Origin of the sequence: Gracilibacillus saliphilus, assembly GCF_010994085.1 — a bacterium.
Classification (GTDB): domain Bacteria; phylum Bacillota; class Bacilli; order Bacillales; family Amphibacillaceae; genus Gracilibacillus; species Gracilibacillus lacisalsi.
Window position 1 is genome coordinate 1 of record NZ_WJEB01000074.1, and the last position, 1051, is coordinate 1051.

Annotated in this window: 2 protein-coding genes; both read right to left on the minus strand. The window is 31.6% G+C overall.

Annotated features, from left to right (window positions below; all coding sequences use genetic code 11):
• Nucleotides 1–219: 219 nt before the first annotated feature.
• Nucleotides 220–525 carry a hypothetical protein gene (locus GHT08_RS21860; protein WP_163583496.1) on the minus strand — a complete coding sequence of 102 codons (306 nt, stop codon included), beginning with the start codon at nucleotides 523–525 and terminating at the stop codon, nucleotides 220–222.
• Between the two features lie 19 nt (nucleotides 526–544).
• A partial coding sequence (locus GHT08_RS21865; RefSeq protein ID WP_238343655.1) for an EndoU domain-containing protein occupies nucleotides 545–1051 on the minus strand: 507 nt, incomplete at its 5' end.

Sequence of the window (1051 nt, forward strand, 5' to 3'; positions counted from 1 at the left end):
CGTTCCACTGCTTCCTCATAAGGGGTTGCGGGTTTTCCTGATGATAGGTGTTCATAGTCATGATTGTACAGAGGATCTAAAGTATAAATATCTCACAAAACCAAAAAAACACCTGCTGCCTAAAAAGACAAGCAAGTGTTTATACTTGTATTAATTTTGTCACTTAATTTTATTATAATCATACATTCCTTTTTTCGCTTAGAAACTTATTTAAGGTTACTATATATAACTCTCTGCAATATCTATATCATTTCTCATTTCTAAATCCGGAAATTTTCTGTCTAGCTTTCTTAAGCAATTGATTAGTTCTTTACTTTGTAAGATTTCTGCGATATCTTCAAAAACCTCACTTATATAATATAAATCTTGCTTAGAACAATTATTTAAATATTTTATAGTCTCTTCCTCATTTTCTGAAAGAGCCTCTATTATTTCATTCCAACTTTTTTCTATTCCATAATCATCGTTTAGATTTAATTTTTTTCTTTTATTTAATATACCTTCCATTTTTTGTTCTATATTCATATTAGCCCTCCAAATTTTCCTACGGTTGTTTAGTAGCATCAGGAAAAATTGTTCCTATTTCTCCATTTGTTTTTATGACTCCTACCCTTACGCCATTATACTCTCCAAAAATTGCCACTCCATTTTCTGCTTTTAAAAATTCAGGTGATTTAGATATCTTAGTACCTGCTGCTGCAATATCTGATTCTGTCCAATTCTCAGGAAACCATGATTGATTGGAACCTGTTCTTTTTGCTTTCACCTTGTGTCCGGGTACATTACCTACTCTCACACCATTTTCGAATACTTTATTTATGCTATAATCTATTTTATTTTTTTCCAAAAATTCAATATTGTTTTGACCGTGTCCTCCCCCCTTCATCTTAGAGATATCATTGGTTTTAGGATTTGTTGTAAAATCACCTACATCTGAATGCTTTATACTTCTTTCAGATATATTAATATTGTTCACTTGGGAAGTTTTATTAGTGATATCATCCGAGCTTTTTGTATTAATACTACCAAACCCATCCCCACTCCGTCCAAC

What these genes read in the sequence shown, in the direction of transcription:
- GHT08_RS21860 (WP_163583496.1), bottom strand. Translation starts at nt 525, where the DNA reads ATGAATATAGAACAAAAAATGGAAGGTATATTAAATAAAAGAAAAAAA.